The organism is Nostoc sp. (assembly GCF_036917555.1).
Lineage (GTDB): Bacteria > Cyanobacteriota > Cyanobacteriia > Cyanobacteriales > Nostocaceae > Nostoc.
Window position 1 is genome coordinate 156,386 of the sequence record NZ_JBALDD010000065.1, and the last position, 24,549, is coordinate 180,934.

Annotated in this window: 26 protein-coding genes; 16 read left to right on the forward strand and 10 right to left on the reverse strand. The window is 41.0% G+C overall.

All coding sequences use genetic code 11. From position 1 onward, the window contains the following. Positions 1 to 7: 7 nt before the first annotated feature. Positions 8 to 331 carry a hypothetical protein gene (locus V7K60_RS26250; protein ID WP_334929804.1) on the reverse strand — a complete coding sequence of 108 codons (324 nt, stop codon included), beginning with the start codon at positions 329 to 331 and terminating at the stop codon, positions 8 to 10. Positions 332 to 470: 139 nt separating this feature from the next. Here V7K60_RS26250 and V7K60_RS26255 point away from each other — a divergent pair, with 139 nt between their 5' ends. The 3 genes from V7K60_RS26255 (at position 471) to V7K60_RS26265 (ending at position 3,702) form a co-directional block, all read left to right on the forward strand. Continuing rightward, positions 471 to 1,577, forward strand: coding sequence for a class I SAM-dependent methyltransferase (locus V7K60_RS26255; RefSeq protein ID WP_334929806.1), 1,107 nt, complete (start codon positions 471 to 473; stop codon positions 1,575 to 1,577). 133 nt (positions 1,578 to 1,710) lie between these two features. Beyond that, positions 1,711 to 2,364: a glycosyltransferase family 2 protein gene (locus tag V7K60_RS26260; protein WP_334929808.1), complete on the forward strand. Its 654-nt coding sequence runs from the start codon at positions 1,711 to 1,713 to the stop codon at positions 2,362 to 2,364. 18 nt (positions 2,365 to 2,382) lie between these two features. Continuing rightward, entirely contained in the window at positions 2,383 to 3,702 is a 1,320-nt protein-coding gene (locus V7K60_RS26265; protein WP_334929810.1) for an ABC transporter substrate-binding protein, read from the forward strand. 46 nt (positions 3,703 to 3,748) lie between these two features. On the opposite strand, the gene V7K60_RS26270 is transcribed toward V7K60_RS26265, so the two are convergent. Then, positions 3,749 to 4,372: a hypothetical protein gene (locus V7K60_RS26270; protein WP_334929812.1), complete on the reverse strand. Its 624-nt coding sequence runs from the start codon at positions 4,370 to 4,372 to the stop codon at positions 3,749 to 3,751. 33 nt (positions 4,373 to 4,405) lie between these two features. Beyond that, positions 4,406 to 5,143: a hypothetical protein gene (locus V7K60_RS26275; protein ID WP_334929814.1), complete on the reverse strand. Its 738-nt coding sequence runs from the start codon at positions 5,141 to 5,143 to the stop codon at positions 4,406 to 4,408. Between the two features lie 651 nt (positions 5,144 to 5,794). On the opposite strand from V7K60_RS26275, the gene V7K60_RS26280 reads away from it, so the two are divergent. The 5 genes from V7K60_RS26280 (at position 5,795) to V7K60_RS26300 (ending at position 12,081) form a co-directional block, all read left to right on the forward strand. Continuing rightward, a complete protein-coding gene (locus V7K60_RS26280; protein ID WP_334929816.1) occupies positions 5,795 to 6,481 on the forward strand; it encodes a PEP-CTERM sorting domain-containing protein in 687 nt (228 codons plus the stop codon). 362 nt (positions 6,482 to 6,843) lie between these two features. After that, complete coding sequence (gene hemE / locus V7K60_RS26285; protein ID WP_334929818.1) at positions 6,844 to 7,905, forward strand: uroporphyrinogen decarboxylase; 1,062 nt, start codon at positions 6,844 to 6,846, stop codon at positions 7,903 to 7,905. A gap of 181 nt (positions 7,906 to 8,086) precedes the next feature. Beyond that, positions 8,087 to 9,046, forward strand: coding sequence for an NAD-dependent epimerase/dehydratase family protein (locus V7K60_RS26290; RefSeq protein WP_334929820.1), 960 nt, complete (start codon positions 8,087 to 8,089; stop codon positions 9,044 to 9,046). Between the two features lie 270 nt (positions 9,047 to 9,316). Then, a complete protein-coding gene (locus V7K60_RS26295; protein ID WP_334929822.1) occupies positions 9,317 to 10,915 on the forward strand; it encodes a B12-binding domain-containing radical SAM protein in 1,599 nt (532 codons plus the stop codon). A gap of 44 nt (positions 10,916 to 10,959) precedes the next feature. Continuing rightward, positions 10,960 to 12,081, forward strand: coding sequence for an NAD(P)/FAD-dependent oxidoreductase (locus V7K60_RS26300; RefSeq protein ID WP_334929824.1), 1,122 nt, complete (start codon positions 10,960 to 10,962; stop codon positions 12,079 to 12,081). A gap of 33 nt (positions 12,082 to 12,114) precedes the next feature. Here V7K60_RS26300 and V7K60_RS26305 read toward each other — a convergent pair whose 3' ends face one another. The 6 genes from V7K60_RS26305 to V7K60_RS26330 form a co-directional block, all read right to left on the reverse strand. Continuing rightward, positions 12,115 to 12,300 carry a hypothetical protein gene (locus V7K60_RS26305; protein WP_334929826.1) on the reverse strand — a complete coding sequence of 62 codons (186 nt, stop codon included), beginning with the start codon at positions 12,298 to 12,300 and terminating at the stop codon, positions 12,115 to 12,117. Then, on the reverse strand, positions 12,287 to 12,508 hold the full coding sequence (locus tag V7K60_RS26310; protein ID WP_334929828.1) for a hypothetical protein: 222 nt from the start codon (positions 12,506 to 12,508) through the stop codon (positions 12,287 to 12,289). The genes V7K60_RS26305 and V7K60_RS26310 overlap by 14 nt, the downstream gene beginning before the upstream one ends. A 5-nt stretch (positions 12,509 to 12,513) precedes the next feature. Next, entirely contained in the window at positions 12,514 to 14,574 is a 2,061-nt protein-coding gene (locus V7K60_RS26315) for a ribonuclease catalytic domain-containing protein (RefSeq protein ID WP_334929829.1), read from the reverse strand. A 112-nt stretch (positions 14,575 to 14,686) separates the two neighbouring features. Continuing rightward, entirely contained in the window at positions 14,687 to 14,902 is a 216-nt protein-coding gene (gene rpsR / locus V7K60_RS26320; protein ID WP_012411240.1) for a 30S ribosomal protein S18, read from the reverse strand. 5 nt (positions 14,903 to 14,907) lie between these two features. After that, complete coding sequence (rpmG, locus tag V7K60_RS26325) at positions 14,908 to 15,102, reverse strand: 50S ribosomal protein L33 (RefSeq protein ID WP_012411241.1); 195 nt, start codon at positions 15,100 to 15,102, stop codon at positions 14,908 to 14,910. A gap of 43 nt (positions 15,103 to 15,145) precedes the next feature. Further along, positions 15,146 to 15,703, reverse strand: coding sequence for an RDD family protein (locus V7K60_RS26330; RefSeq protein WP_334929831.1), 558 nt, complete (start codon positions 15,701 to 15,703; stop codon positions 15,146 to 15,148). A 156-nt stretch (positions 15,704 to 15,859) separates the two neighbouring features. On the opposite strand from V7K60_RS26330, the gene V7K60_RS26335 reads away from it, so the two are divergent. From V7K60_RS26335 to V7K60_RS26350, 4 genes are all read left to right on the forward strand, one after another. Further along, positions 15,860 to 16,225, forward strand: coding sequence for an ArsR/SmtB family transcription factor (locus tag V7K60_RS26335; protein WP_334929833.1), 366 nt, complete (start codon positions 15,860 to 15,862; stop codon positions 16,223 to 16,225). A gap of 72 nt (positions 16,226 to 16,297) precedes the next feature. After that, positions 16,298 to 16,915, forward strand: a complete 618-nt coding sequence (locus V7K60_RS26340) for a cation transporter (protein ID WP_334929835.1) — start codon at positions 16,298 to 16,300, stop codon at positions 16,913 to 16,915. Between the two features lie 90 nt (positions 16,916 to 17,005). Continuing rightward, entirely contained in the window at positions 17,006 to 17,632 is a 627-nt protein-coding gene (locus tag V7K60_RS26345) for a hypothetical protein (protein ID WP_334929837.1), read from the forward strand. 23 nt (positions 17,633 to 17,655) lie between these two features. Beyond that, entirely contained in the window at positions 17,656 to 18,912 is a 1,257-nt protein-coding gene (locus V7K60_RS26350) for a molybdopterin molybdotransferase MoeA (protein ID WP_334929838.1), read from the forward strand. Positions 18,913 to 19,006: 94 nt separating this feature from the next. On the opposite strand, the gene V7K60_RS26355 is transcribed toward V7K60_RS26350, so the two are convergent. After that, positions 19,007 to 20,239 carry a cysteine desulfurase-like protein gene (locus V7K60_RS26355; RefSeq protein ID WP_334929840.1) on the reverse strand — a complete coding sequence of 411 codons (1,233 nt, stop codon included), beginning with the start codon at positions 20,237 to 20,239 and terminating at the stop codon, positions 19,007 to 19,009. Positions 20,240 to 20,848: 609 nt separating this feature from the next. On the opposite strand from V7K60_RS26355, the gene V7K60_RS26360 reads away from it, so the two are divergent. From V7K60_RS26360 to V7K60_RS26375, 4 genes are all read left to right on the forward strand, one after another. Beyond that, positions 20,849 to 21,070 carry a DUF4327 family protein gene (locus V7K60_RS26360; protein ID WP_334929842.1) on the forward strand — a complete coding sequence of 74 codons (222 nt, stop codon included), beginning with the start codon at positions 20,849 to 20,851 and terminating at the stop codon, positions 21,068 to 21,070. A 226-nt stretch (positions 21,071 to 21,296) separates the two neighbouring features. Further along, on the forward strand, positions 21,297 to 21,575 hold the full coding sequence (locus V7K60_RS26365; protein WP_334929844.1) for a hypothetical protein: 279 nt from the start codon (positions 21,297 to 21,299) through the stop codon (positions 21,573 to 21,575). Positions 21,576 to 21,872: 297 nt separating this feature from the next. After that, positions 21,873 to 24,284 carry a sucrose synthase gene (locus V7K60_RS26370; RefSeq protein WP_334929846.1) on the forward strand — a complete coding sequence of 804 codons (2,412 nt, stop codon included), beginning with the start codon at positions 21,873 to 21,875 and terminating at the stop codon, positions 24,282 to 24,284. Positions 24,285 to 24,288: 4 nt separating this feature from the next. Further along, on the forward strand, positions 24,289 to 24,549 hold a 261-nt coding region (locus V7K60_RS26375; RefSeq protein WP_334929848.1), incomplete at its 3' end, for a hypothetical protein.

Here is a 24,549-nt window from a genome sequence, read left to right on the forward strand (position 1 = left end):
GTTAAAATCAGATCCGCTTCTGGTTAAACAGTGATAATCCACTCACAGAATAATTTGCTAAATGCTTTGGTAAATTCCAATTAATTTTCGGATATGGCTGATGTTTTACTGGCTCAACATTCCCACGCCAAGCAGCCCCCATAATTTGCATAGTTTGGTAAATAATTGTATTCCAACCTTTTTCCTTTAAATAGTCTAAGCCTTGTGCTACATCAGGATAAATTAAATCATGGAACAAAATTAAAGCATCGTCCTCTGCCAATGGTTCACAAATAATCGTATCATTGAGCGGAGTCGGTGCTTGACGATTGCCATCAATGTGAATCACCACCAAGCCGTACTAGATTTACTGTAGAAAAAGAGAAAATCTTCTTTGCATAATCTGTGAACTGTCATTATAGATAAATTCAAAAATAGCTTACAATGCCTAAATCATCCTCCTTATTAAAAATCTTTGAGTGATTAATTGTATGCAAAAAAAGTATGTAACTAATATATTTTTGAAAATTGAAGATTCGCAGTTATATGCAATTTTTGCTTGGAGTCAGCGAACAGCAGAAATTGTTCAAGCCAAATCGTGGCTGACAATACTAGAAATATTTATTCACGAACATTCATTAGAGAATGCTTACCAAATATTTCAAAAAATTAAATCAGCTTCTATTGCAGATAGAGTTATTCAAGAGCTAAATGAATATGAACAATTTCTTCAAGATGCTATAGTTTTTTTAGCCGATGGCAGCCTGACGATTTTTGGTAAAGGCTTTCGCAGTTTTATTGAAAAAGAAATGCAGTTTGAACTTGGTTCATTAAGTAGAGAAACTTATCAAATCTTGCCACAACTATTTTCCCAGTATCAATTAAAAGATGACCTAGAATCTATTGAGAATATAGAAGACTTTCGTAAATTAGTAGAATGCCTAGAAAATCTTGGCTTCCTATCTCCTGCTATAGGTTCAATAGATTGGGGTGATTTGAAAAAAACAGTTCCTATTTGTCAAGCATTTGGATTGACAAGAGGTAAACCCGTCGATAGATACTATCTCAGCAAATTTCTTCAGGAAATTCAAACCCAAATCGGGGGCAATATCTTGGAAATAGGAGGAACACCAAAAGATAAAGATTTTTATCAAATTAATCCAGGTGCTTCATATCAGATTCTCAACTTAGAAGCAGGTCCAGGAGTAGATATAGTTGGGGATGCTCACGATGTATCCGTTATCAAACCAGAATCTCTTGATTCAGTGATAATTTTTAACGTCCTAGAACACTGTTATGCCCCCTGGGTAGTGGTGGAAAACATTTACACTTGGCTAAAACCTGGTGGAAAATGTTTTGCGATGGTACCAAGTGCGATTAGAGTTCATGCTACTCCCGTTGATTATTGGCGACCTTTACCTGATGCTTTCGCCTGGATATTCAGAAGCTTCTCTCAACAGAAATTATATGTCTATGGCAATCCGACCACTGTAATAGCTAGTTATCATGGAATAGCCGTAGAAGAACTGACATTTGAAGAACTAGACGCTTATCATCCAGATTATCCCGTCGCAACTTGTATTTTGGCTGAAAAGTAAATCTCAAAGTGTGAGGAGAAATTAAATTATTTATGAAAATGTTTAGAACAAGTTTATTTTCGTCTCACATATTAGAACTTATTGTTGGGATTTTTTTGCAAACAATACAATGATGATTTAAGATGATTTAACAATGCAAACTGTAGTTTTTGATTTCAATCATGAAGTATCAATTGTTCTCTGTACCTACAATCGAGCAAAATACTTAAACAATTGCATCGATAGTGTTATTGCTCAAAGTTTTAAAAATTGGGAACTGATTATAGTTGATGACGGCAGCCAAGATAATACTTTTGAAATTGTCAATCCTTATATTCAACAATTTCCAAATATCCGGTATTTGAAACATCAAAATAAGAAGCTATGGTATGCTAAAAATGCTGGTATCCAAGCATCTTTCGGCAAATACATAACATTTCTAGATAGTGATGATGCGTACAAAGTCAATCACTTGGATGCGCGAATTCAATATATGAAAGCTAATCCAGAAATTGATTTGATTGAAGGGGGATTTGCAGCTGAAGAAGAGATTTTGGTTGCAGATTATTTTCAACCAGGTCAAAAAATTAATCTCCGAGAATGTGTTTTAGGTCCAACATTTTTTGGGAAGAGACAGGTGTTTTTTGAGGTGAAAGGATTTAATCATATTGCCTATGGAGAGGATACAGACTTTTGGTATCGGGCGGCAAAAATATTCAGAACCGAAAAACTAACCGAACCCCAAACTTATATTTACACAAGAGCAGAAAATAGTATTACCAAAAGTTTTTTGGAAAATATTTCTTAATCAGATTAACTACCTGGCATGAAGATTATCCTTTTTCTATCCCAAATAAGCCATTATTCTCGTCGGGTCATTACTTCTGTTTGGCAGATGTTACTTTTAGGGATTGTTCTAAGTTCGTTTCTTATATTGTTATCTGGTTGTCAGGGAATAGCACAGAGGGATGATGGAGTAATTCATTTGACCTTGTGGCAAGCAATCAATCCCCCGGCTAATCGGGATGTGTTTGAAAAACTGGTAGACAAATTTAATCAGACTCATTCTGATATCAAGGTAGAATCTGTCTTTTTAGCTCAACCCCAATTGCCAAAAATATTAACTGCGGTTGTGGGTAATGTGCCTCCAGATATCTTGGCATTCTACCCGCAAATTACAGGTCAGTTGGTAGATTTAGGGGCAGTTATACCTTTAGAAGATTGGTTAGACAAATTACCCATAAAGTCAGAAATCAGCCCTAACCTACTTGAGGAATTGCAATTAGATGGTCATCTTTGGTCAGCCCCGTTGTACACAAGCAATATAGGCATTTTTTATAGACCTAAGCTTTTCCAAGCTGCGGGAATTACGCAAATGCCCAAGACTTGGGAAGAATTGAGGGAAGTTGCCAAAAAATTAACCATAGACCGCAATGGCGACAACCGACCAGAGCAGTACGGAATTACACTGCCTTTAGGGAAGGGAGAATGGACTGTTTTTAGCTGGTTTCCTTTTTTACTGAGCGCTGGGGGAGAAGTACTGAAAAATAATCGACCAGATTTAACAAACGCTGGAGCGCTGAAAGCCTTACAATTCTGGCAAGAGCTATTAAAAGATGGTTCAGCCATGCTTTCTTCTCCAGAGCGGGGTTATGAAGAGGATGCTTTTATAGCCGGTCGCGTTGCTATGCAAATTACGGGACCTTGGAGTTATATCACTAAATCTAAAGTTGATTACGACGCATTTCCCATACCTGCAAATGTTGGTCAAGCTACGGTGACAGGTGGCGGAAATCTTTATGTGATGAAGACTACACTAGCCAGAGAGCAAGCTGCACTCAAGTTTTTAAAATATGTTTTGAGTGAAGAATTCCAAAAAGAATGGAGTCTCGGCACCGGTTTTTTACCAGTTAATCTTAAAGCTACTCAAAGTGAAGCTTATCAGCAATTCATCAACCAAAAACCTTGGTTAAAAGTATTTATGGAACAAATTCCTCTGGCTGGCGCTCGACCGATTATTGCTGGATATAGCCGCCTTTCTGATAGTCTTGGTCGAGCTATCGAGGCTACATTGCTGGGTGAGTCTCCCGAAAAAGCTCTCAAAATAGCACAAGAGCGTTTAGAAACTATTTGGGATAGTAAATAAATGGGGCTGGGTAGCTCCTGGTATCCTCTAAGGTGCAGTGGCATGATTAACTACTAGCATTAGTAAGAATTCCTACAAGCACTCGCACTAATTCTTCCAAACCTTCGGGAACACGATAAAGTTTGATATCTTGCATTACCCGTTTATCTTGACGATAAAATATCCCAAATCGCCAATCTTCTCCATTTGTTACAGCACCATACAATGTTGGTGTTTGAGAATCTGTCCATTGGTCAAGTGCTATCAATTCAATTGCAAGTTGAGTAAACCCCCGGCTTAAATCGGATTGCTTGGCTTCAACTACTAACAGTGAATTGGAAGATGAAATATAGTAATCAAAACTTCCTTTGAGTTGTTCACTAACATTAATGGGGTACTCAATGTTTAGTTGAGTTTGCGTTTGGTCGCAAATTTCTAACAAAATAGGAGCAATTAAAACTTCACGTTTTGCAGCTTCACTGATAGGATTTACGCGCATGATATTGCGCCGTAAGTAACGCTGTAAAAATTCTAAATAGTCAATGACACCAGAATATTGTGGTAGTTGTAGCAATGCGCGTTCGTAACTACATCCCAGTTCCGCCAAGATATCTGCTGGGGCATAGGGTAATTCAAAATACTTACTAAATGTATAACTTTGACCAAGTTGGAGAATGCGCGGGCGAGTCATAAATATTAAGATTATGGAATATATCGATAAAATTCAGGAAGAAATTCCAATTTTGGGATGTAAATTTCTTTTCAATGTACACAAACCAATTGCTGGTATGGCTCCTAGAATCGCTGCTGTCAGTCCTTGTCCACTCCAATATAGTATGGGAGTACGGTAGGTTTCTGGAATCAAATTTTGCATAATAAAAAGCAACCAAACCAAAATAGTGATCCAGAAAAAAGAGATTGAGGGTAAAAAATTCCACCACCAAATGCCTGCTGTATATCGCCTCAATACCAGCCATTGGCAAATCCCTAGCCAAATTCCAGAAATTATATATGCGATCGCAGACAAAAATCCAAAAATCAAAGTATCTTCAGAAGATGATGAGGCAATGGTTGAAATGTAGTTAATCCAGGCTGTAGAAACGCCGTTGGCAATCAACCAACCTACACTAGTAGCAAATAGCCACTGCCAACCCGGTAAATATCGGTAAAGCACAAGAGCTTGGTCAGCAGCGAAAATCACGGCAAATACAATGTTACTAAGACTTCTAACCAAAATGCTCCATGTTTGTGGTTGGATAGCAACGTTAGATGAGATACTGTGGAAAATAATTTTCTCTAAAGCGATACTAGCAATGCCACCCACAACCCATCCGATGAGGGTCATTAAGGTAAACTGCATAAAGAACTTCTGTCGCTGCGATCGCGGAATCAAAAACTTTCCTAGATTAGGCTCGTTATTAGTAGATGCAAGATGATCAGGATTATTGGAGTCAGTTTGCATAAGAAGTTAGGGGAGTGAGGGAATAGTGAGATCACGGAGATAGGGGAGCAGAGGGAGAACAATTAATGCCCAATGCCCAATCCTCAATTAAATATTGATTCTTGTTTTACCCTATTTCTCAATCACCAGTCCCTATTTTCTATTCCCCACTCACCACTCGCCATTTCCCCAAGGTGAGAATATATGTCAATAATAACAGTCTATTCTCAATAGAATTTTATTAACCTATTCTTCTTGCTAAAGATTTAGGAGTAGCCCATCGTAGACATGGCTTTGAGTCTAGGAAACTAAATCAAACGATAAATGGTGATTTTTTGTTGGTTCTTAACCTTGGTTGCGATCGAGAGTAATTTAGATGCGTTTGTTCTGCCCACTAAAATTGCACAAGAACCTTCACTTAATCTTTAAAGAAATTTTAGTATATACACTGTATCTTTTGCGAGTTATAAAAATCAAAATAGGATTACAAAGCATCAAGAGAAACTTACATCTTCGAGCTTGTTTTACCCAACAACATTCATATATAAAGACCTAACAATCTTTGTGATTTTCTTCTAATTTGTTGGAGTAATGAAATCAGCCTTTCATAGCTAGGTTTCAAGAAAATTTCAGTCTTAATTCTCTTTGTGTTTTTCAAGGTTTATTATTAGAATGCTACAAAAAATCTCTTTGGCTTTACTCGGAATAACTGCTGTAGTCATGAGTGCGAATCCAGCTAGCGCCGTAACTCTGCAAGTCAACAGTGGGCCGTTTTCTAGCTACGCTGATGCCAAAACTGTCACCTTTGATGATGGCACAGCAAACGATCCTAATGGATTTGTTACTTACTCTAATATTACTTCTAACATTGTTCAAGGTAGTGTATCTGGTCAATACGCCTCACCTTATGGGGATAATACCAAATTTCTAACAATTTCTCCCTCAGGTAGTAATGTTGCAGGCGATAGTGGTTTTGTCAATATTGCCTTCAAAAAAGCTGTTAATTACTTCGGTTTTTATGCAGGTTCATTGGATGATTACAACTATGTTGATATTTACAAAGGTAATCAGCTGTTAAAGACCTTTAATGGTACAAATGTACCAAATGCTACAGCAGACGGGAACCAGACTAGCCTTCAATCTAATCTCTTTGTCAATCTTGTAGCTGATACAGGAGAAACATTTGACCGAGTTGTGATGCGCTCAAATGGTATTGCGTTTGAAACAGATAACCACGCCTATAGACTAGCCGAGAGCGTTCCCGAACCTAGTGCGATGTTAGGTGTGTTAGCAATAGGTGCTTGTGGTATGACTTCACTTTTCAAACGCTCACAACATAAAGCGACAGTGAAAGGATAAATTGATCGCCATACCGATTGAATAACCCTTAAGGATGTGTCTCTACGTCAAGCGTAGAGACACATTTGTTATTTGTCATGCAGTTTTCTTCATGCGTTCCCTTGATGTATAAGCCAGAGGTGCATTTCTACGTAGGAATCAAAGCGATGATTGCATCAGATAAGCCAAAAAAAGAATAATTTGTAGCGCTTGCTGGCATTAATACTGTAGTCAAGCCAACCGAGCGCTCATATCCAAAATATTTAAAATATTATAAAATATTACTATTGTGCCCTGTACTCACCTTTTCTTAAAAACCTGCTGGAAAAGCGTAATCCCAGAATGATAAGCTAAACAGTGGCATAAATAGGATGAAGTAATAAATGGGTGTTTCTTTAACAACTCCTCATCTCTTACGGGCTGCTCGTGGTGAAGTAGTAGATCGTCCCCCTGTATGGATGATGCGACAAGCAGGACGATATATGAAAGCATATCGAGACTTAAGAGATAAGTATCCTTCGTTTCGCGATCGCTCCGAAATTCCAGAAGTAGCAATTGAAGTTTCCTTGCAACCCTGGAAAGCCTTCCAACCAGACGGAGTAATTTTATTTTCTGATATTGTCACCCCATTACCTGGTTTGGGCATTGAGATGGATATTGCCGAAGGTAAAGGGCCAATTATTCACTCACCCCTCCGCACTCAAGAACAAATTGATAGTTTGCATCCTTTAGAACCAGAAGCAGCTCTACCATTTATCAAAACAATTTTGCAAGCGCTGCGTTCGGAAGTAGGCGATAAATCAACGGTGTTGGGCTTTGTAGGTGCGCCGTGGACGCTAGCAGCTTATGCAGTTGAGGGAAAAGGTTCTAAAACCTACTCCATCATCAAAAACATGGCATTCTCAGATCCGACGATATTGCATCAATTGTTAACTAAATTAGCAGATGCGATCGCCATCTATGCCCGCTACCAAATTGACTCTGGCGCTCAAGTTGTGCAAATGTTCGATTCTTGGGCGGGTCAATTGAGTCCTCAAGATTATGACACCTTTGCTCTCCCCTATCAGCAGAGAGTTTTCCAACAAGTCAAGCAAACCCATCCTGATACACCTTTGATTCTGCTCGTTAGCGGTAGTGCAGGTGTGTTGGAAAGAATGGGACAATCTGGCGCTGATATTGTCAGTGTAGACTGGGCAGTGGATATGGCAGACGCACGAGCCAGATTGGGCAAACAAGTTAAAGTTCAAGGAAATCTTGACCCAGGTGTGCTATTCGGCTCTAAACAGTTTATCCGCGATCGCATTCTTGATACCGTTCGCAAAGCTGGCAATTGGGGTCACATTCTCAATCTCGGTCACGGTGTCTTACCAGAAACTCCAGAAGAAAATGTCGCTTTCTTCTTTGAGACAGCAAAGGAATTGAATCTTGCAGGAGTTAAGAGTTAGGAGTTATGAGTTATGAGTTATCAGTTAGGAGTTATCAGTTAGGAGTTATCAGTCGCGAAGTGCAAAGTTATTTTTAACTCCTCACTTCTCTCTGCTAACTTTATTTTTAACTCCTGATTTGGAACTTTTAACTTGATTCTTAACTCTTTAGTTTTAACTCCTAACTTTTGATAAATTCTCTATGAGCCAGAAACGGATTTTAGTGACTGGTGCAAGTGGTTGTATAGGTCATTATTTAACAGAAGCCTTAATTAAAGAAACAGATCACGAACTGTATCTACTAGTTAGGAACCCAAGCAAATTGCAAGTTGATACCAAGGCACGTTCAGGCATCAACGTTTTACAAGGTGATATGCAAAATATTCGCCAGTTTGCCGATTTGCTATCTACAATTGATATGGCGGTACTCACAGCCACAGCTTGGGGTGGTGATGAGACATTTGATATTAATGTCGTCAAGACTATAGAGTTGCTCGAACTGCTAGATCCAGAACGTTGCCAACAGGTGATTTATTTTTCGACAGCTAGCGTTTTGGATCGCTACAATCAACCATTAAAAGAAGCCGGGGAAATTGGGACAGATTACATCCGTTCTAAATATGAGTGCTTAGAGAAAAAAGAAAAATTAGCGATCGCACCCAAAATTACCACAGTATTTCCGACTTTAGTATTAGGTGGTGATGCCAATAAACCCTATTCTCACCTTACATCTGGCATTCCAGAAGTTACGAAATATATTAATTTGATTCGCTTTTTGGAAGCAGATGGCAGTTTTCACTTTATCCACGGACGAGATATTGCCACTGTCGTGCGATATTTAATTGATCATCCTGCCAAAAATGATCAACCACGTCGGCTTGTTTTAGGTCAAGCAGCATTAACTGCTAATCAAGCAGTGAAACAAGTTTGTGCTTATCTGGGAAAAAAGATTTACTTTCGCATTCCCATATCTATAGCATTAGCTAATTTGATTATTGTTCTGTTCCGCATTCGGATGGCCGCTTGGGATCGGTTTTGCATGAACTATCGGCATTTTACATACGAAAAATTCATCAATCCCAATAGTTTCGGCTTGCCAAATTATTGTGCAACCATGAGTGATGTTTTGAAAATTAGCGGTGTTGAAAAGGCTAAAAATTGATTATAATCTGTGCCTTTTGACAACGTTTGTAAAAAATTAGCAGAAAACTATCCTAATCTTGTAGAGAGCCTCTGGGGTTTCCTTCATTAGCGACTAGAGTCATTGAGTATGGGTGAAGAATGGAAAATTACCTCTTTCCTCTCTGCTCCCCAGTCCCTTGATTTGAGTTAAAAATATCAATGGTAAAATAAAACAACTTTAATAAAAAGTCAATAACTCTTTATTTTCGTTAGAGTGGGATAACAATCAAAGTGTGAGGATTGATACTACATGCGAATCTTGTTAGTGTATCCAATATTTCCCAAAACCTTTTGGTCTTATGAAAAAATCTTGGAGTTAGTCGATCGCAAGGTTTTATTACCACCTCTGGGTTTAGTAACAGTAGCCGCAATTTTGCCCCAAGAATGGGAATTCAAACTGGTCGATCGCAACATCCGCCCCGCAACAGAAGCAGAATGGGCATGGGCAGATATAGTAATTCTCTCTGCGATGATTGTCCAGAAACAAGATTTACTTGAGCAAATCCGGGAAGCAAAAAAACGTGGCAAGCTAGTCGCAGTTGGCGGCCCCTACCCCACTTCTGTACCTCACGAAGTGGAAAATGTTGGTGCAGATTTTCTGATTCTGGATGAAGGGGAAATCACGCTACCTATGTTTATTGAGGCAATAAAAAGGGGAGACACTTCTGGGACTTTCCGCGCCACAGAAAAACCTGATGTCACAAGCACACCAATACCCCGCTTTGATTTATTAGAATTGAACGCTTATGACATGATGTCGGTACAGTTTTCGCGTGGGTGTCCCTTCCAGTGCGAATTTTGCGACATTATTGTTCTCTACGGGCGCAAACCACGCACCAAAACCCCAGCCCAACTTTTAGCAGAGTTAGATTGCCTCTATGAATTGGGTTGGCGACGGGGTGTGTTCATGGTGGATGACAACTTTATTGGCAACAAGCGAAATGTAAAATTGTTGCTCAAAGAGTTAAAAGTTTGGATGGCAGAACACAAATATCCCTTCCGATTTGACACTGAAGCTTCAATTGACTTAGCACAAGACTCAGAAATGTTGGAGTTGATGGTTGAGTCTGGTTTCTCGGCGGTGTTTTTGGGAATCGAAACGCCGGATGAGGATAGTTTGCAAATGACTAAGAAGTTTCAAAATACTCGCAGTTCTCTAACTGAGGCAGTGGAAACCATCATCAAAGCGGGATTGCGCCCAATGGCTGGGTTTATTATTGGGTTTGATGGCGAAAAAGCAGGCGCAGGCGATCGCATTGTCCGCTTTGCTGAACAAGCAGCAATTCCCTCAACTACCTTTGCCATGTTACAAGCGTTACCTAATACTGCGCTTTGGCATCGCCTGAAAAAGGAAGGACGATTACGGGAAAATCAAGATGGTAACATCAACCAAACAACATTGATGAACTTCCTACCCACTCGTCCCTTGGAAGAACTTGCACGAGAATATATTGAAGCGTTCTGTACTTTATATGACCCAGTACAGTATTTAGATCGCACCTATCGCTGTTTCTTGATGATGGGTTTGCCAAGTTGGAAAGCCCCAGCAAAAATGCCAGAGTGGGTAGTTGTAAAAGCGTTGCTGATTGTAATTTGGCGACAAGGAATCAAACGGGAAACCCGCTGGAAATTCTGGCATCATTTGTTCAGCATTCTCAAGCGTAACCCTGGAGTGATTGAACATTACATTTCTGCTTGCGCCCACAACGAGCATTTTCTGGAGTATCGCCAAATTGTCCGCGATCAAATTGAAAGTCAGCTAGCTGAGTATTTGGCACAAGGTGCAGAAACGCCTTATGTACTAGTGAAAGAAAAAGCAGAGGAAAAAGCTGAAGCAGTAGTAAGTTAAGAACTTCCAAATCAAACAATATCCCATTGCAGAAGGACTTCAAGGTGGTAGTCGTAATCGGTGGTGGACTTGTGGGTATGAGCGCTGCGTACCAACTAACGCGTTATGGCGTGCCAGTAGTCCTGGTTGATCAGGCTGATGAAGGCAAAGCTACGACGGCAGGCGCAGGAATTTTATCACCGGGCAATCGGTTCCCGTCTAGCGATCCGATTCTGCCGCTTTTAAAGGAAGCCCACGCTTATTACCCCAAGTTGATTGCAAGTCTGGCTGAGGACGGTGAATACCATACTGGGTATGAGAAGGTGGGGGCACTTCATGTTGCTACTACCGACGAAGAGGCGTCCCAAATGTCGAAGTTACTGGAACAAATCCAGGAACGCCGGACAGCTGGATTTAATCACATCGGAGATGCCAAAATAGTCGATTCCGACACTGCTAGATCCTTCTTTCCAGCCCTCAGCCCAGTTAAGGCTGCGATTCATATTCCTGAAGCTGCTCGTGTTGACGGTCAACTACTCTGTAGCGCACTGGAACGGGCAATTGGTCGGCGCGGTGGATCTCTAGTTCATGGTCGTGCTGAGTTGGTGGTTGATAAAGGAAAAGTGACATCTGTCATGGTGGAAGGCCAGACTATAGCTGCCGAAGCAGTAATTATTGCTGCTGGCGCTTGGTCAGCCATGCTAGCCAAGCAACTCGGTATAACGATGCCAGTGTATCCACAGCGTGGCCAAATCGCCCATTTAGTTGTTCCCAAGACCGAGACTGGAGGATGGTCTATTGTTATGGGATTTACACACTACATCCTGACTTTTCCGAGTGATCGTATAGTAGTGGGTGCAACACGCGATAATGTCGGCTATGACTATCGTGTGACTATGGGCGGGATGCGGGAGATTATCAACGAGGGGCTGCGAATGGCGATCGGACTAGAGTCTGCCACTGTACAGGATGTGCGTATCGGTTTTCGTCCGCAGAGCCAGGATACTGAACCTTTTATTGGGCAAGTACCTGGCTTTGAGAATGTGTATTTTGCTACTGGGCATGGTGGGTATGGGCTGCAAGTAGGACCCTACTCTGGTGCGATCGCTGCCGATTTGGTGCTTAACAAACCAGTCTCGATCGACTTGAGTCCTTTCGCAGTCGATCGCTTTAGCCATACCTACTGACCTCAGTTTAGCTGAACCTGTATTGATAATATTTTAGGTTTCTTCTTTGTTTTTAATTCCAGTTATTTCGTTAACTAAATCTGAGACTCTATTAATTAATGAGGTGTCAATATCAATTTGATAATTTCCCTGTTTTAAAACCTCTATTACAACTTGACTGAAATCTGCGTTACCTTTTCTCGCACCCAAACCATTAATTGCACATTCAATTTGCCTCACGCCACAACTTAAAGTAATGAGTGAATATATCTACCGCCATACCCAAATCATCATGACAGTGTACTGAAACAACAACTCGATCAATATTTAGTACTCGATTAAAAATCATTTGCAGAAGTTGCAAAAACTCTTCTGACGATGCCAAACCTAAGCTATCAGGAATACTAACAGTCGTAGCACCACTCTTGATTGCAGTTTCAATTGACAAATTAGTTAATTCGCCGCTGTTTGGGCTTCTTGATAAATTATTTCTTGGAACTGGATCATATCTTTTTGTGGATCGGCGTGGCTAACTTTCACCACTATCTGTTCACCTAAGTTCACAGAACGTTTGAAAGCCATTGGTAACTGCAAGCCCAAATCTTCTAACAAAATTAGGGCTAAGTTGCTGTCTTCTCGCAGCCACATCAACACTGTCACATCCCAAGTTTCTTCTGGATGACGGCGTAAATACTCTAGAGCATAATATCTATTAGTTTGTCGTTCCACCATCGTCACCTCTTGGGTGATGCTGGTGACAGTCATCATAACTTCTTTAAGCTGATCTGCAGAAAATGGCAGAACTTCACCCCGCAAATGAGCTTTAATTTGAAAGTGCGTGAGTAAGTCACTGTAGCGACGGATGGGAGAAGTTGCTTGGGTGTAAGTATCCAAGCCTAAACCAGCATGACGCAAAGGCGTAATGCTCATTTCACTCTTGGGCATACAACGACGCATGGCGCAAGCGCGAACGAATCCGGCTGGAAGTAGAAGCAATTCCTCATCTGGAGGTAATTCTGGTTGCGGTTGACCACGAAAGGGCAAAGGTATGTTATGAGTTTTACCATAACGAGCCGCAACTTCACCGGCAACAATCATCATTTCTGCTACCAGTTGCCGCGATGGGGAATCATCCAAAATATCAATGTGGATCTCCTCACCTTTGACTTTGATCGTCGCTTCGGGCATGGTGATGCTAATTGCCCCTTGAGCGTAACGCCAAGCTTTGCGCCTCCGTGCCCAAGTTGCGATCGCAGCAATTTCCGGTTCTGCTTGTACTCGTAATTGCAGCATTTCATCTACATCTTCGTAGGTGAGGCGATAAGTCGGCTTAATCAAGCTGGTATGAATGCTGTAATCTTCTACTACCCCAGTTATACCTAAAATAATCCCGAAACTGAGAGCGCAACAAACCTTTCCCTGGATCAGACTCATTGGCCCAGTTGCCAACACTTCTGGAAACATGGGAATCATTCCCGTCGGTAAATAGACTGTACTACCGCGCTTTCTGGCTTCCAAATCTAATTCATCTTCCGGTACTAACCATCTAGTAGGATCGGCGATATGCACCCACAAGCGTTCCCGTCCATCGGGCAGTACTTCCCAACTTAGACCATCGTCGATCTCTGTAGTAGTTTCATCATCAATGGTGTAAACCTTCAGGTGAGTCAGATCAAGGCGGTTTGTATCTGAGTCAATCGGCGGGAAATCCAAACGCTGTTGCGCCACTTCTAATACCTTATGAGGAAATTGAATTGGAATTGAAGAACGACGCAGGAACAAGTTTTCATAAGGACTCCAGCAACCCAAATCTACCAATAGTTGAAAGGCTCCTTGGGGTGTTGTGGGCCGTCCCAGCATGGTCATAGTTTCTAATACTGGAGCGCTGGGCGGATAAGCACGAGCCAAGGAGTCATAATTAACCCCTGTCCGCACGGTGTCAGCTATTAACGCTGCATATTTTTCTAGTCCTTCTAAGCGCTGGCGATCATGGCGCTGCCACTCTACTACTTCACCTTTGAGCGCCTGCTCTACGCGAGTTAAAAATTCCTGCTGTCCTTTAGCTTTTAGTGCCTCTACTTCCAGTTGGTGCTTGCGTTCTGCCACTTGAGCAGCAGTTCTCGGCTCGTAAGCGTCTCCTTTTTGCTTGAAATAAAGTTTGTCGTCTGATAACAAGCAATAGGCGGCGTAACAAGGAGGTGCAGCTGATTCTGAAAATAGCAGATTCGCCATTTGGTCTGGGGTAACTGTTTCTCCATCTTCAACCAGTAATTCCCAAGCCACTTCTAAACTAGATGGGTCTAAATAAGGCTCGATCTGCTTCAAAAAGCTGGCAATCTCAGAAGCCTTGTAAGTCTGTCCGGTAACTGTATAGGTTATTTGTCTAGGCGCGAGGCTGTGGGATTGACCACGTTCGTCTACCACAAACCAGCGGGTTTTTCCGTCTGGACGTTCTACGATGCCCAGACGGCGATCGCCTTGAACCCTAAATTCAACTAGCGTCCCCTTCTCCACAACTCTCGCACTCTAATTTGGTGAACAGTTTAAATAGTTTTAAGTTAGGAGTTAGGAGTTAAAAGTTTTGATTCTTAACTCATCACTCATCACTCATAACTCATCACTCTTTTTAGCCTTCCGCATTGATAAATGGCAACAAAGCCACAATCCGCGAACGTTTAATTGCTAGTGTCAACTCTCGCTGTTGCTGAGACGTAAGCCCGGTAATCCGACGTGGCAGTATCTTTCCCCGCTCAGTGACAAACTTACGCAATAAATCAACATCTTTATAATCGATTGGTTCTCCTGGCTTGATCGGAGAAAGGCGACGACGGAAATAACTCATCTTTTTTACTTAATTTCCTTGTGAACGGTATGTTTGTTGCAGTGGGTGCAGAACTTTTTCAGTTCTAGCCTGTTAGTGGTGTTGCGGCGATTCTTGGTACTGGTATAACGTGAAACACCAGCAGAACGCTTATCTGAATTTGTCCGGCACTCAGTACACTCTAGTGTGATAATAATGCGGGCACCTTTACTCTTAGCCATAATCTTACAAACAGTGAAGCCTGAAGAGAATTAACACAAATGACTATCTTCTCACATTTCGGCGCAGATTTTCAACTAATCTTTTAATTTTTATATCGAGCGAGTAGCCACGACGCGACGAAACGATGAAAGTTCCACAATAGCGATCATGTAAAGCCTGCCGCATCTGGGTATCAGAGAAAGCAGTCCCGCAATCAATTGCTAGGGGAATTACTAGCAGTATAGCAGTGGGATTGGCTCTAATATTGCTCAGGGCAATTGACACTAACAAAGCACCCAAGCCGATTATTGCTTCTCGCTTCAGTAGTGAAAGCAAATCTGGAATTCTGCCCACTACTTCTCCATCTTCGACTGACAACACTTTTAAATCGAACGCCCAACGTCCTAAACTTTGCCCTTGATTGTTGTATACCAACAGCACCCGCAAAACCAGCCAAAGTATTACGAAAACTAAGATTTCAACAAATTGAATCCCGATATCGCTGCCTCCCAGTAGGGAACTGACTAACCAGACACCAAGGAAATCAAGTCCCAATGCCATACCTCGTCGCCCAATCTCAGCCTTGGGATAGTGTTTTTGGGGAACTCGTTCGATTGTCATACAAAACAAGTATTTTTATTTAGGGGTTGGGAAATAGCGATCGCTCCTGTTTTTTATATTAAGGTGAGGGCTATAACTTTGATTGCAATTGAAGTATGCAGTAACCACCCTAAATCACTGCTAGACTGGCTTTTAGATGATTTGTAGGAAGTTCTTGTGCCGAAACTGAAACCGGATGACATTTGTCAAGTGCGCTGTTTCAATGACGAGTTAGTAGTTCACGTCCGCGACGCAATGCCGATGGACGACGCCTTTGAAGAAGCTAAAATACTGTTTACTGCTCTTGCTGACAAATCTCGGCTGAAGATACTCTATGCCTTGAAAGATCGCCAGGAATTGTGTGTCTGTGATATTGCGGAGGTTCTTGGTGTACAAGTCTCTGTGGCATCACACCATTTGCGGAAGCTCCGCGATCTCAAAGTACTTAAGTATAGGAATGATGGGAAACTCGTCTATTACTCACTGCAAGATCAATTCGTAGGTGAGATTTTGGATCTTGTGTTGCAAAAGATTGTTCAGTAGTCTCTTTTTTTATTTAATCATTATGATATTCTTTTGAATGTTGGAATGAATAAGTGACTAAGGAACTAAATAATGTCTGACCACTGCTGCCAAAAGAAATCATCTGAACTTGAAAAAACGACCAAACGCCAGAGCAAGGTTTTGTGGATTGTTCTGGGTGTAAACACAGTAATGTTCGTTGTAGAACTTCTGTCTGGCATTCACTCCAAATCCCTTTCTCTGACGGGGGACTCTCTGGATATGCTAGGAGATGCGATCGCCTATGGAAGCAGTCTTTACGTAATCAATAAGGGAGCAAAATCACAGGCAAAATCCGCCATACTTAAAGGAGCTATTATGTTTTTGTCTGCTGTAGTGGTATTTGCCAGGGCTACTCATCAGGTGTTTTTTAACACAAACCCTGACTTTCAAATCATGAGTACAGTTGGATTGATTGCTCTTTGTGCCAACTTGTTCTGTCTTTATCTTTTGACAAGGCATAAGAACGATAACCTCAATATGTCTTCTGTATGGCTTTGTTCTCGTAACGACATTATCGCCAACACATCTGTACTTGTGGCGGCTGGATTGGTGTTTATAACAAAATCATCTTTGCCGGATTTGTTAGTAGGACTTATGCTCACGTTTATTTTTGCGAAGTCAGCAGGATCAGTCCTCTCTAGGTCTTGGAGAGAGCTGGAAAGAGCTTAAGCCAGAAATCAGTGCTTTCATTCTGTCTGTTTTTGGAAAATATTGTATTGTTATAGAAACTTAATTTTAATTAATTAGGAGGTTGTATTTATGACACATCTGTTTGCTAAAACAGCTATGAGTCTGGTGAAGACTACTACTTTAGCGTTAGCGATCGCCATAACCACCAATAACCTAGCTTATGGTGCTGAGTTCAACTTTAACTGGAAAGGAGACACTGGTTATTCAGCTAAAGGTTCATTTAACTACGATACAACAACTGCTCCTAGCGTCATTTCTGAAACAGGCTTGGGAGCTACGAAGAACTTGCAATCTCTCTCAATTTCCTTTTTTGATCCCTTGAGTAATCTCATCAATAGTTTCACCCCAGTGGTTAGTAGGATATCTAATTACGGCTATTTGAGATTCAACTTTGATAGCACTAAAGAGAAAATCTTTGGCCCATTTGATGTTGGTAAGGATGATGAGTTTCCTGGCGACACATGGCTTAATAATAATCTTGCACTCATCGATGAAGATTCGAGTGATGAAGTTGTAGCTAAAGAATTTGGTTTTTACAAAAGAGATACAGCAGGCAAAAAGCAAATACTGGATTTAAGCAACAATTCGGTTCAGGTATCCAAAATCCCCGAAGGAAGCATAATTATCGGTTTGCTAGCAGTGTGTAGCTTGGGATTTACCGCTCATAGAAATCTAGATAAAGCAACCCAAGAATAAAAGAAAAGTTGGAGGCGATCGCTATGTTATCAGTCAGCGATGCACAAGCAATTATTTTAAATTTGGTGCAGCCGTTGGATCGTCAACGGGATACAGAAGTTGTAGATTTATTGACAGCAGATAGTCGCATTTTGGCAACACCTGTCACCAGTCCGCTAGATTTTCCCCATTGGGATAATTCAGCAATGGATGGCTACGCAGTTCGCTACGAAGATGTACAGCACTCTAGCACCGAGCAACCAGCTATTTTAGAAATTGTTGAAGAGATTCCGGCTGGGTATCAGCCCAAGTCTACGATTCAACCAGGGCAAGCCGCACGAATTTTTACAGGTGCGGTGATCCCAGCAGGTGCAGATACTGTAGTTATGCAAGAGAAGACACGCCACGAGGAAAACCGCGTATTTATCCTGGATGCGCCAAAACCACAAGGATTTGTCAGACACAAAGCATCTTTTTATCAAGCTGGAACACAACTACTACCAGCAGGAATTAAGTTAAATGCTTCAGAAATTGCTGTGTTAGCAGCAGCACAGTGTCCGCAATTAAGTGTTTACCGCCGTCCGCGTGTGGCAATTTTTTCCACTGGTGATGAGTTGGTGACAGTTGAGCAACCATTGCAACCCGGGCAAATTGTGGATTCTAATCAGTATGCACTGGCAGCTTTGGTGAGACAAAGTGGTGCAGAACCGTTAATTTTGGGCATTGTGAAAGATGATCCAGTTGCTCTAGAGAAAGTGATTACCCACGCCATTGCGATCGCTGATATAGTTCTCTCTTCTGGTGGTGTCTCAGTGGGAGATTATGACTATATTGACAAAATTCTAGAGTCACTAAAAGCAAAAATCCACATTCGGGCTGTGGAAATTAGTCCAGGAAAACCCCTCACCATCGCCACTTTCCCCAGTACAGATGCAATTAATCGCATCTCCCCACTCTATTTTGGTTTACCAGGAAACCCTGCTGCTGTGTTGGTGACATTTTGGCGGTTTGTGCTACCAGCAATCAAAAAACTTTCGGGAATTACTGAAGGTTGGGAAGCAGTATTTTTGAAAGTGCGATCACATGATGAATTGCGATCAAATGGCAAGCGGGAAACTTACCTTTGGGGTAAATTGCATTTAGTTGATGGAGTTTACGAATTCCACAAAGCTGATGGTAGTCACAGCTCTGGGAATTTAATTAATTTAGCTCAAACCAATGCCTTAGCTGTTCTACCTGTGGGTAAAACATTAATTTCTCCACAAGAAGAGGTGCAAGTTTTGCAGCTTAGTAATAGGTAATGGAGAGTGGGGAGGCAGGGAGCAGGGAGGAAGGGAGAATAGTTTTTCCCTGCCCCCTGCTCCCTGCCCCTCTGCCTCTTTTCAATCCCCAATTTTAAAATATCTGCTCAAAAGCCTCAATCAAGTTGTTAACTTCCTCAAGGGTGTTGTAATGCACCATACTCACCCGGACTATTCCACCTTGCGAGGCTAACCCCAGGTATTCAATCAGCCGTTTAGCATAAAAGTCTCCGTAGCGAATCGCAATATAATGTTGGTCAACTTTTACCGGAATAGTTGAGCTATTTATTCCATCGACAACAAAAGATATAGTTGGTACACGGGTTTGACGGTCAGCCTTTGATTGACCAATCACTCGCACATTCGGCTTACTGCTGAGGTAATTTAGGAGGCGATCGCTAATCTTTTCTTCATGTATGCTAATTAAATCAAATGCTTGCACCATTTGATTTCTCAAATCAGGTGCAGTTTCATTTCCGTAGTGCAGTTGTGCTAATTCACTTAAATAATCACATACACCTAACATTCCATAACTTAATTCAAAATTGACATTCCCTAATTGAAATTTATAAGGTATGTCTGTCTGTTCAATAAAATAATGATTAAGACCAGGCAATCTTAATAAATGTTCTTCTTTACCATAAAGTAAGGCATGATGTGGCCCGTAAACTTTATAACAACTCAAAGTATAGAAATCAACATCTAAATCTTGGACATCAACTAATCTATGGGGTGCATAAGCTACACCATCTACACAAATCATTGCATTACGATCGTGTACAAATGCAGCTATTTCTTTGATTGGGTTGATGGTTCCCAGAATATTAGAAGCATGAGTCAAGGCTACCAGTTTTGTGCGCTGACTGATCAATGGTTCTAAGTCTGCTAAATGAAGTTCCAAAGTATCTGGGCGAACTTGCCAGACTTTAACCTTCATACCTTGTTTTTCAAGAGCGACCCAAGCACCAATATTAGCCTCATGGTCACAATTAGTAACAATAACCTCATCACCAGGTGTGAAGGTTTGACCCAGACACATTGAGAGAACTTTCAACATCATTGTAGTAGATGGGCCCATAACCACCTCTTTAGAAGAATTGGCATTAATGAAAGTAGCCATTCCCCTAGTTGCTAGAGCCAATCGTTCTCCAGCCAGTTCAGAAATAGCATAAGAAGCTCCTAACTGGACATCTGAGCTTAGGAGAAATTCGCTAATTCTATCTACTACTTTTTTCAAGGTTTGTGACCCACCAGCATTATCAAAAAAAGTCCATTCACCAGCTAGAGCCGGAAAATATTGACGAACTTTATCAAGATTCAGGAGCATAGTATAAGTTTTCTAGAGAATGTTCTTTACCCTAGCCTACCTTCTGACAAGTCACCCAGAGAACATCTACATTCTCTTTTGATGTTTACAGGTTGTTGTGCCAGCCTTCTTGCCCTAAACATCTGCTGAAAAAGAATGTAGAAAGATGTAGCGATGCTATGTCTCTACAAGGGTTATAGATAATGTATATTATTTAATTTTTGGAGATGTCTTGTGCAAGAACCTATCTAAAGAGGGTATACTTAAACCCATAAAGAGTATTTTACTATTTGTAACTATACAAGTTACACCCCTCCCCAACCCTCACCCCACTTGCTTTCATAGCGGGAAGGCTAAGAGCGAACAAGTGAGTCTACCCAACGTAGTGGCAACCTTTACAAAGGGGAAAGTGGTCGGGTCTTTCTGTATTTCACGTTGGCGTAGCCTCTGTCTCCAATACGCTGTTCGCGTTCGTAAAGAAGTTTAAATCTCCTGTATTTAACTTCCAGCAACTATTAATGTCTTGATTCTTCACAATTATCGCCAATTTTATTTGATAAGTTTAAGGGAGAGTCAAAGCAACTATTGTTTTGAGTTTTAATTCCTTGATTGAAAACAAAGGAACGACTTATGAATACTATGGTTAAATATGACATCAAGGTTATCAAGAAAGAAGCACTTCAACTTGTTAAGAAGAGACTTGTTAACCGTCAGCAGCCAATTTATACCCTTTGTAAATATATTCCTCATCGTGACTGGGTTAATTTTGAACTTGAGTTAGAAAAAAATGAATTTCTACTCAGAGATAGAATTATCGATTTGCTGAATCATGAATCTTGGGAAGATGATTGAGGCTACATAAAGCTAAACCATTATTAGCTGCATCCCAATAAAATCAAAATTACAAATTCATTTTTCAACATTAAAAACTCTCGAATTAATCGGGGGCTATAAGCAAGAGATTATTAAAGTAAGCAATAAGATGGATGGCTGAGGTGCTTGAAAAGATAAGATAACCATTGCTAGCGTCGCAATAATTCTCTGTTAAGCAAGTTGGCACAATAAAAACAAGCTGTGTATGCCTGATAAAACAGGCTTGCTGGCTAATGAACAGAAGAAGACTGAGCTTTTGGGATTGTATTATGTTAATCTCCCAACTAAATCTGAAGATATTAATCATCAAGGTATGCTCCAGATATATCAGATCATCACTGAACTACCTAAACCGACTTTGATACATTGTGATAATTCAATTCGTTCAGCTGCGATAGTATTTTTGCATATCGCTCTTAAACAGGGTATAGGCTTTGAAAAAGCACTACAAAAAATTATTAGTTTAGGCTTGATATCAGACTAGGATTTGAGTTTTTAAATTACTTGTAGAGATGGGAAAATTAGAAAATATACGGATTTTTTCTGAAATAAGATTGTATTTTTGTCTCATGCTCAACTCATAATTTGAGATTATAAAGTGTCCATCTTCCTCCAGTCTCTCATCCTATACCTTTGAAGTTCTCACAGTCTTTCATCCCAGAGCTAGACGCGAAAATTTTTATAGTAATTTATAATCATTTGGGGAATATACCTCAGCACAACCGAAAACTGGAAAGAAAAATGAGGTTATTACCTAGCTAAATTTCTGGGATTCGTCATCATGTATGAACTAGTTCAAGCTCTCTCCAACAGTGATGAAAAAACTGCTCTACATCAGTTGATTTATACGTTGAGTAGTTCAGGTAAGCATTACTTCCTAAGAAATGAGATTTTGCAAGCTTTTGCCGACTACTGTCATCAATCCCAAAAGCCAGCCTATTTTTACTACTCTTCTTCTGTTGGCAAATTAATACAATACACCCATGAAATAATTCTCGAAGAGGAAAGTACGTGGTTTGTGATTCGACCGAGGATTGCGAATCAACAAGTTTGGCAACTGACAGCCGATTTTAGCAGGTTCGAGCAGATGACGCCTCAAGCGCTGTTAGATGTGAGAGATCGTCTAGTCAACCGCTATCAACCCCATATCCTGGAAATCGACCTCCACCCCTTCTATGAGAGTTCTCCAAGAATCGACGACGCTAGAAATATTGGTCAAGGTTTAGCCTTTCTCAACCGTTACCTGTGCAATCAATTGTTGACTGACCCCCAATATTGGGTAGAAATGTTATTTCAAGCATTACATGGGCTGCAATACAATGGTATTCGCCTATTGTTGAGCGATCGCATTCCCTCCGGTATTCAGTTAGCCAAACAAATTAAGCAAGCGCTGAAATTTCTGAGTGAGCGATCGCCTGATGAACCTTATGAAAAATTTAGCTTTGACCTCCAACAACTCGGCTTTGAGCCGGGTTGGGGTAACACTGCAGCGCGAGTCTCTGAAACTTTACAACTCCTTGACCGACTCATTTACTCCCCAGAACCTGGCATCTTAGAAACATTTGTAGCCCGCGTCCCCGCCGTCTTTCGCGTCGTCCTCATCTCCATCCACGGCTGGGTGGGACAGGAGGATGTTTTGGGAAGAGATGAAACACTCGGTCAAGTTATCTACGTTCTTGAACAAGCTCGCAGTTTAGAAAACGAACTGCGCGAACAAATCAAACTCGCTGGACTCGACCAGCTAGGCATTAAGCCCCATGTAATTATTCTGACTCGACTAATTCCTAACTGTGAAGGGACGTTTTGTAACCTCCGCTTAGAAAAAGTTGAAGATACTGAGAATGCTTGGATATTGCGCGTTCCTTTTGGTGAATTCAATCCAGAAATCACCAATAATTGGATTTCTAAATTTGAAATTTGGCCTTATTTAGAACAATTTGCGCTTGATGCAGAAAGAGAATTACTAGCTCAATTCCAAGGTAAACCTAGTCTGCTCGTTGGTAATTACAGTGACGGTAACTTAGTAGCCTTTCTCCTATCTCGCCGAATGAAAGTTACCCAGTGCAACATTGCCCATTCTTTGGAAAAACCTAAACATCTATTTAGCAATTTATATTGGCAAGATTTAGAAGACCAATATCACTTTTCAGCACAATTCACTGCCGATTTGATTAGCATGAATGCAGCAGACTTCATCATTACATCGTCCTATCAAGAAATTGTTGGCACACCCGACACCATAGGTCAATACGAGTCGTACAAGTGGTTTACAATGCCGCAGTTGTATCATGTGGTTGATGGCATTGATTTGTTTAGTCCTAAATTTAACTTAGTGCCACCGGGAATAAATGAAAATATTTTCTTTCCCTATAGCCACAAAGAAGACCGAGATATTAACCTTGGCAGCAAAATTCACGACTTACTCTTTATCCGCAAAGATCCCCAAATATTAGGTCACTTAGAGAACCTTAATAAGCGACCAATCTTTGCTGCTGCTTCTGTTACTTCAATCAAAAATCTCACTGGGTTAGCTGAATGTTTTGGTCAAAGTCAGCCGTTGCAAGAGCATTGTAATTTGATCCTCTTAAGTGGGAAACTGCATCCACATGAAGCTACAAACCCAGAAGAAGCAGAAGAAATCCAAAAACTTCACGATATCATTGATCAATATCATCTCTATGGTAATATTCGCTGGATAGGGATGCGTATCCCGACTTGCGACCTCGCCGAAGCTTACCGGGTAGTTGCAGACTCTCAGGGAATTTATGTCCATTTTGCCCTCTTTGAATCCTTCGGGCGGAGCATTTTGGAAGCGATGATTTCCGGCTTGCCAACTTTTGCTACTCAATTTGGCGGTTCTTTAGAAATTATCGAGAACAAAGAAAACCAATTTAATGTTAATCCTACAGACTTAGAAGGAACAGCAACGAAAATTTTAGACTTCGTTGAGCAATGCGATACTCATCCTGAACATTGGCAAGAAGTTTCTGAATGGATGAGTCAGCGAATTCATCACAAATATAATTGGCATTTACATAGCAATCAATTACTACTGCTTGCTAAAATGTTTAGTTTTTGGAACTTTGTTGCTCCTGAAAATAACGAAGCCAGAGATCGCTACATGGAAACCTTATTTCATCTCATTTATAAACCCAGAGCCGAAAAGATTTTGGAAAAGGATAAGGGGGGATGAGGGAGTGGGGAGCAAGGGAGCTGGGGAGCAGGGGAGAGTTAGGATTCATCCACCTCGGAACTGGATTCATCCACCTCGGAACTGGATTCATCCACCTCGGAACTGGATTCATCCACCTCAGAACTGGATTCATCCACCTCGGAACTGGATTCATCCACCTCAGAACTCCGTTCATCCACCTCGGAACTGGATTCATCCACCTCAGAACTCCGTTCATCCACCTCGGAACTGGATTCATCCACCTCAGAACTCCGTTCATCCACCT